General features: G+C 48.3%; 7 protein-coding genes. 4 read left to right on the forward strand and 3 right to left on the reverse strand.

Going from position 1 to position 6,694, the window contains the following annotated elements:
- The first annotated feature begins 50 nt into the window (after positions 1 to 50).
- Complete coding sequence (locus C5S61_RS14835; RefSeq protein ID WP_110515920.1) at positions 51 to 617, forward strand: GIY-YIG nuclease family protein; 567 nt, start codon at positions 51 to 53, stop codon at positions 615 to 617.
- On the opposite strand, the gene C5S61_RS14840 is transcribed toward C5S61_RS14835, so the two are convergent.
- Positions 611 to 1,513: a hypothetical protein gene (locus C5S61_RS14840; RefSeq protein ID WP_110515921.1), complete on the reverse strand. Its 903-nt coding sequence runs from the start codon at positions 1,511 to 1,513 to the stop codon at positions 611 to 613. The genes C5S61_RS14835 and C5S61_RS14840 overlap by 7 nt on opposite strands.
- 149 nt (positions 1,514 to 1,662) lie before the next feature.
- Here C5S61_RS14840 and C5S61_RS14845 point away from each other — a divergent pair, with 149 nt between their 5' ends.
- Complete coding sequence (locus tag C5S61_RS14845; RefSeq protein WP_110515923.1) at positions 1,663 to 2,160, forward strand: hypothetical protein; 498 nt, start codon at positions 1,663 to 1,665, stop codon at positions 2,158 to 2,160.
- A 51-nt stretch (positions 2,161 to 2,211) separates the two neighbouring features.
- Here C5S61_RS14845 and C5S61_RS14850 read toward each other — a convergent pair whose 3' ends face one another.
- Both C5S61_RS14850 and C5S61_RS14855 read right to left on the reverse strand, forming a co-directional pair.
- Positions 2,212 to 3,486 (reverse strand): MFS transporter, encoded by a 1,275-nt coding sequence (locus C5S61_RS14850; RefSeq protein WP_110515924.1) that lies wholly within the window; start codon positions 3,484 to 3,486, stop codon positions 2,212 to 2,214.
- On the reverse strand, positions 3,476 to 4,027 hold the full coding sequence (locus C5S61_RS14855; protein ID WP_110515926.1) for a TetR/AcrR family transcriptional regulator: 552 nt from the start codon (positions 4,025 to 4,027) through the stop codon (positions 3,476 to 3,478). Before C5S61_RS14855 ends, C5S61_RS14850 begins: the two co-directional genes overlap by 11 nt.
- 522 nt (positions 4,028 to 4,549) lie before the next feature.
- Here C5S61_RS14855 and mce point away from each other — a divergent pair.
- Positions 4,550 to 4,972, forward strand: coding sequence for a methylmalonyl-CoA epimerase (gene mce, locus C5S61_RS14860; RefSeq protein WP_110515928.1), 423 nt, complete (start codon positions 4,550 to 4,552; stop codon positions 4,970 to 4,972).
- 139 nt (positions 4,973 to 5,111) lie between these two features.
- Complete coding sequence (locus C5S61_RS14865) at positions 5,112 to 6,395, forward strand: citrate synthase (RefSeq protein ID WP_054532525.1); 1,284 nt, start codon at positions 5,112 to 5,114, stop codon at positions 6,393 to 6,395.
- Positions 6,396 to 6,694: the final 299 nt, after the last annotated feature.

The following is a 6,694-nucleotide window of genomic DNA, read 5'->3' on the forward strand; positions in this document are numbered from 1 at the left end:
TGCTCTAATCAAGCATTGAGCATTTTTTATGCTTAAGCGAGGATATTTGGATGGATACCAAGTGGATACCATTGCTGCGACCTTCAACAATTGTCCCTACTGTCCAGTTACTTAATCAATTTGCAACAGCCCTAGCAAAACCAGGAGTTTATGGCTGGTGGTTTAAAACGATTCCGCCGCTGGTTCCAAGCGAAGGCTGTTTGTACGTTGATGGCTGGACATTGCTGCATATTGGGATTGCACCTTCTGGGCATAATCCGACAACTACCAGAAATTTAGCGCAGCGTTTGCAGGATCACCTATCGGGCCCATCGAATCGTTCGACGTTACGCAAAAGTTTAGGTTGTTTGTTGAAGGAACAACTGAATTTACAGCTTACTCCCAATGGGACTAGCAAGTATTTAACGTTTGGCGCTGGTGAGGAGCGTTTGTCACAATGGATCAAGGCGCATACTGGAGTTTCATGGATTATTGATCCTCAGCCTTGGTTAATTAAACCTGAGCTTCTCCAACAATATGCTTTGCCACTGAATATCCAAGGGAATGACCACCCATTTGTTACGACCCTCAAACGGATCCGCGCACAAGCAACGCTTGAAGCTGCATCAAATCATTGAAGCAAGCGCTGATAGCGTTCGATAGTTAAATCGATGGCTTCGACTAAGTTGTAGCTTTGCTGGGGAACAAGCACCGTCAACCCAATTGGTAAGGTGATAATATGCGTTTGAGCCATCTGCCATAGGCTTCCATTGGCAAACCTCGCGTGCAATTGCGGTTTTTGCCATAACAGTGCATAATCATTGAGTTTCGCGCCAAACCATTGTGCAAAGATGGTTGAATCCTGAGCGAAGAGGATTCGTTCGTAATGGCTCGAACCTTCGCGGGCTAAATACAAATACTCACGCATGAAATCAAGTCGCCAGCGATGCTCCCGATAGCGATCAAAACAACGAAATTCGCCAGTCGTGTTTGCATAATCCAGGCTAATTGCTTGGCCTGCACTAGGCAGCGCCGCATGATTATCCTTAATGCGAAGCGCCCACCCATAATACCCACCATCATAGAATAGCTCGGCTTCAATTTCATCAGTAAGGCTTGATTGAGCCGCCTGTTGCCACGCCATGGTGTATTGTTGCCGATCAAACGTAAACGGGCCAAGCCCATTGTATACCCATGGATAGGGTCTATAGTTATTATGGAGTTGATCAAAATTGTGCCAAATAACTAACTCGTGTGTGACAGTCATATGGGTAATAATCGATGGGTTGCCGCAAACACTACAACAACGAAGGAGTGGCAATTGATCATAACAGGCTAAATAGCCACGTTGAGAATTCAATTGCTCAAAATGGTAAGTCTGAATATTGATGTGATCGCCAGCTTTTTGATACGGGTCATGGGGATCAATCAAATATTGTTCGATGTTGGCAACATAGGTGAGTAGCGGGATTCCGTTGATAATGATTTCGATCTCGTCGGAAGGTTGGAGGTGGATGAATTCGATTGTATCCATGCATGTGCCCGTGGGGAAGAATCGGGCAGCCCCATAGTTGTATTGATCGCTAGTTTAGCATACCTAGCCTGATATTGGCAAAATAAAATGTGAATTAATATTCCAAGCAAGCTGTTAATGAATCGACGTATACATTTGGAGGGAAAAGGATGGAAATTAAACCGTTGCTGATTGGTTTGGGTACTGCACAGCGACTTGGCTTGCATTTCGTTGCGCTTGATCTGCGCGAGCAATGCGTATTGGTGCGCATTCGGATCAAGGATCGTTGGCTCCAGGTTGATCATTTTGATTGTTGGTTTAATCGCGCAACCCTGAAGCGTTTTGCTGAACAGCTTAGGCCGTGGCTAACGCTCCGCACCTATGATGCGGAATTGAACAGCGATTTTGCCTATATGGAAGTTAATAACTTTCGCTTGCAGCTCCAAGTACAGGGCAGAAGTGGCGATATTCAGGTGATCTATGCGTTAAATTCAGCTGATCATGATAGGATTGAAGCAGCTGGCAATTTTTGGTTTAATAATGATTTTTTGCTGCAATTAATTGATGACACACAACAAATTAATGCACTATTCGATCAGATCTGGAATGATCCAGCCATTTTAGCGGCCTATCCTGAGTCGTATCCTTTATTTGAGCCATTTGAATAAGCACGAATAATTAAGCGGCTTCCATAATTTTCATGGAAGCCGCTTAATCAATTAATGTTGCTCGGACTGAACAGGTTGTTGCTCAATGCGCAAAATACTGGGCGATAGAAACCCAAGCATACACACGAGCGCTGCTAGAAACCCACCTGCAATAAAGATCATACGAATGCCAATTAATTCGCTGAGCGGCCCGACAAAAATCAAGGCGATTGGCCCTGCAAGCCCAATCATGGTTGAATAGAGTGAGAGCACGCGGCCTTGCAGTTGGTTGGGCACAATTGTTTGAATGATGGCGATAATTGGCGCATTGCCGATGGTGTAGGTTACGCCGCTGATAAACCACAGCACAACCGCAATCCAAAAAAGTGCGCCTGGAACCATCCCAGTGAAGCCAACCATGGCCGACGAAAGCGCAAACATCACCAGCACCAACACAATTCGGCGCATTGGGAACTGAATGAGGCTAATCATCACGCCACCAATCAACATTCCCAGGCCACCAATCCCTTCCATCAAGGCAACTCGCTCAACGCCGCCGCCAAATTCTTGCTGAATTAAGAGCGGGGTGAGCACGAAGCCTGGAATTAAGACCGCAACCATCAACAAGGTAACGCCATACAACAGCACTAAGCCGCGATTGTTCATAACCATGGCGAGGCCGCTGCGAAAATCTTGCCACATGCTCACTTGCTCTGCGCTGGTTTGCATGGTTTGGGGAATTTTATAAAACAACAATGGCGTAATTGCGAGCAGCGCCGTGACCACATCGATCATCAATGCACCTTCGAGCGAAAAGACACTCATGGCCAAGGCCCCCAGTGGCGCGGCGGCTACGCTCATCAAGCCATAGATCATCTGATTCATGCCAGCGGCGCGGGTTAGCCAAGCGGGCGGCACAAGTTGGCTGGTGCTGGCGGTCGCAGCGGGGCTTTGAAAGGCCTGCATTGTGCTGCGCAGAAACATCAAGGTATAAATATGCCAAAGCTGAATCTGCTCGGTGGCGAACAATACAATCAAAATGACCATACTGAGTGCTGAGATGAGATCGCTGCTAATCATAATGAAGCGCCGATTCCAGCGGTCGGCGATAATGCCGCCGATTGGCCCAAAGACCGCTTGGGGCAAGAGCGCCATCATGCCTGCGATTGCGAGCGATTGGGCCGAGCCAACGGTTTGGGTGATCCACCAGATCAGCACAAATTGGGTTAGGGCGCTGCCAACCAAGGAGCTGGCTTGGCCCAGCCAAACTGCAAAAAAGCGCGGCTTCCAATTAATCTGCGACCAATCTTCGGTTGAATTGTTTGCTGTGAGCGTATCACTGCTCATAGGTTAACCTCAATAATTCGGCGTAAAGTGCCTGTTGGGTGGCTGATGGCATTGTTGGCAAGCCAATTAATTCGCTAAACCACAGTGCATCACATGCCAATTGAATCGTTAATGAGCGCCCTAAGGCTAGGCGATCGTCGGGGGGAATGGAAATTGGTTGGGCGTAGGCTTCGCGCCAAGCCTCAAATAAACTGGGATAGATTGAGACCACCCGCCGCATGGCATGCAAGATTTGAATATCTTGGGGCGTTTGGTTGAAGCTGGCATGGATATAGGCGCGATGCCAATAGCCAACCTGTGCGCTTGAATCTTTGCTTAATTCAGCAGCCAAGCAAGCCTCCCAAGCTTGTTTGGCAAATTCCAACAAGCCATGAAATAGGGCTTCTTTGGTTGGAAAATGATGCAGCAAGCCACCTTTGCTCACCTGTGCCGCTTTGGCAACTGCTTCAAGCGTCAGATTAGCAGCACCATCGGCCATAACCACCTCAACTGTGGCATGCAAGAGCTTGGCCTTGGTTGCTTGCGGATCTTTTTTGGTCATGCAATCCTCCAAACCGTCCAGTCAGACGGTAATAATACCGTCCAGTCAGACGGTTGTCAAGAGTCAATGTTGTGGCGTATTTTATCCACAAAGGCTTATTTTTTTTTTCGCCACGAATTACACGAATTGCACGAATGAGTATTTTTAGCCACAGATTGGCACAGATTGCCCAGATTATTCATTCCTGTAGCCCAGAGCCAACAGCCCATAGCCAGCGTTCCTCTGCGCCTCTGCGTTAAACATCTGAGCCACGAAGCATGAAACCACGAAGAGCGCGAAGGACGCGAAGATTAATTTTTTAGCCACAGATTCACACAGATTTTGCTGATTATGTTTCCGCTAGCCCAAAGCGCAGATCAAATAGCCTAATCGCTGACTCCTCGCCCCTGAACCCTAACCTCAACTCCTATGTTCTCTGCTCTCTGTTCTATGTTCTGTGTTCTATGCTCTTCATCCTTTACGTTTGCTGGTGCTGGCGCTACACTTAAAAAGACTGATTTTGGATGTGTTTGTGAGGCTGCAATGGAGCAACTGCTCACGCGGGTTGATCATCTTGGGTTGGCTGTGCACGATTTGGAGCAAGCAATTGCCAGCTATCGTGATCAATTGGCGCTTGATCAATGGGAAATTATCGAAATGCCCGAACGCCATATGCGGGTAGCGGTTGGTATGGTTGGCACGACGCTGCTCGAATTAATTGCGCCAACCAGCCCAGAAGCGGCGTTTGCCAAATTTTTGGCCGAGCGTGGCGAGGGTATTCATCATATTGCCTACACGGTTGAGAATATTGACCATGCCTTAGAACGCTTGCAATCCCAAGGTGTGCGCTTGATTGATCGAGAAGCCCGGCCTGGAATTCATGGAACTCGGATTGCCTTTCTGCACCCCAAAGCGCTGCATGGCGTGTTAACCGAGCTGGTCGAACATCCTAAGCCCATAATCTAACGCAGTGTGCCAACATGGTGCGTCATAATGGCCTATTTTAGCAACGAATGTTGGGCAGCTTATGTTACAATGACACACCAATCAGAATTTTTGAGGCAATGTCGCCTCAGCTTTGTTCTAAGCTTTTAGGAGGTCGCTGGTGACTAACAGCTTGACGATCACCGATAATCGTACTGGGAAAACTTACGAATTGCCCATCGTCGATGGCACCATCCGCGCCCTCGACTTACGTCAGATTAAAGCCGATGCTGAAGATTTTGGGCTGATGACTCACGATCCAGGCTTCAATAACACCTCATCATGCCGTAGCGCAATTACCTATATCGACGGCGACGCTGGGATTCTCCGCTACCGCGGCTACCCAATTGAGCAATTGGCCGATAGTAGCAGCTACCTCGAAACCGCCTACTTGATTCTCAACGGCGAATTGCCAACCAAACCACAACTTGATGGCTGGGTGCATGAAATTACCCACCGCACCATGGTCCACGAAAATATCAAAAAGTTGATGGATGGTTTCCACTTTGATGCCCACCCAATGGGGATGTTGATTAGCACGCTGAGCGCGATGTCAACCTTCTATCCTCAAGCAAAAAACATCAAAGACCCTGCTACCCGCCGCTTGCAAATTGCCCGTTTGATTGCCAAAGTAACCACGATCTCGGCGTATGCCTATCGCAAACGCATGGGCTTGCCCTATGTCTACCCCGATAACTCGCTGAGCTATACTGGCAATTTCTTGAAGATGATGTTCCAAAAGGCCGATCCATATCAACCTGATCCAATTATGGAAAAAGCCTTGGATGTCTTGTTCATTTTGCATGCCGACCACGAGCAAAACTGTGGCACGAATGCAATGCGCTCGGTTGGTAGCTCAAACGTCGATCCTTATTCGGCGATGGCTGCTGCTGCTGCTGCTTTGTATGGCCCGCTGCATGGTGGCGCAAATGAGCAAGTGCTGCGCATGTTGCAAGAAATCGGTTCCGCCAGCAATGTCTCCGATTACATCCGCCGCGTCAAGAATCGTGAAGTCTTGTTGATGGGCTTCGGCCACCGCGTCTACAAGAACTACGATCCCCGCGCTGCGATTGTGAAGAAGCTGGCCTACGATGTGTTTGAAGTCGTTGGGCGCAACCCCATGATCGACATTGCCTTGGAACTTGAAAAGATTGCGCTTGAAGATGAATATTTCGTTTCACGCAAACTTTATCCTAATGTCGATTTCTACACGGGCATTATCTACCAAGCAATGAAATTCCCTGTCGATATGTTCCCTGTATTGTTTGCCATTCCACGCACGGTGGGTTGGTTGGCCCAATGGGATGAAATGCACAACGACAAGGAAACCTCAATTGCGCGTCCCCGCCAGATCTACACTGGCTACGATGCTCGCGATTTCGTCCCAGTCGAAAAACGCGGCTAAACCTCGATTGCAACGGTGATCGTAACGCCCGCTGGAGTTTGCTCCGGCGGGCGTTTATTTAAACTTGTGAGCCTTTCGGCAAAAAATGCAGGTATCGCTGGCAGATAGAATACGTCTGATGTGAGTTATCACGAACGTATTCCTTGACAAAAAACGACGGAAGTCCCACGATGGAAGTGCTTACCCACCATCAGAAGGAGTTCCGTCGATGTCCAGTATACCATTGTCTGATGTGATGACCATCCTCTCTGTCCTCGTTGATGATTGGTATCAAGCGTCACCGCATGCCACCAGCGCAC

The organism is Herpetosiphon llansteffanensis, from assembly GCF_003205875.1.
Classification (GTDB): domain Bacteria; phylum Chloroflexota; class Chloroflexia; order Chloroflexales; family Herpetosiphonaceae; genus Herpetosiphon; species Herpetosiphon llansteffanensis.